Source organism: Desertibacillus haloalkaliphilus (genome assembly GCF_019039105.1).
Classification (GTDB): domain Bacteria; phylum Bacillota; class Bacilli; order Bacillales; family KJ1-10-99; genus Desertibacillus; species Desertibacillus haloalkaliphilus.
Genome location: NZ_JAHPIV010000553.1, coordinates 1 through 336, shown reverse-complemented (window position 1 = coordinate 336; position 336 = coordinate 1). Strand labels below are relative to the sequence as shown.

The 336-nt window shown below is 37.5% G+C and carries 1 protein-coding gene; it reads left to right on the top strand.

Annotation, left to right across the window (positions count from 1 at the left end; genetic code table 11):
* Window positions 1-298, top strand: a 298-nt coding sequence (locus tag KH400_RS23245) for a hypothetical protein (RefSeq protein WP_217228680.1), incomplete at its 5' end; no start/stop codon positions are given.
* Between the last annotated feature and the right edge of the window lie 38 nt (window positions 299-336).

Sequence of the window (336 nt, the reverse complement as noted above, 5' to 3'; positions counted from 1 at the left end):
CCTAAGAGGCCTTGATGGTGGATTTGCATTTAGACTGCGTCAGCTGATTGGGTGTGTTGTGAAATTTGAGATTGAATGTGGAGATGAGTGTAGAGAATTCCGAGCAATCATCTGCCATGTTGGACGTGACTTTGTGGAAGTAGAAAAACTAGATGACGACAAAAAACGTCGAAGAGACTGTGACTGTAAAGGTCGTAAAAAACGTGATTGCACGTGCAAAGATCATAAAAATAGATTTATGATCGTGCCATTAGATGAAATTAAGTTCTTTAAGTTAGATGATAAAAAGCACTGCTAAATGATTAGTGATTTTTTAGTGTGTTTCGATCTAGAAAC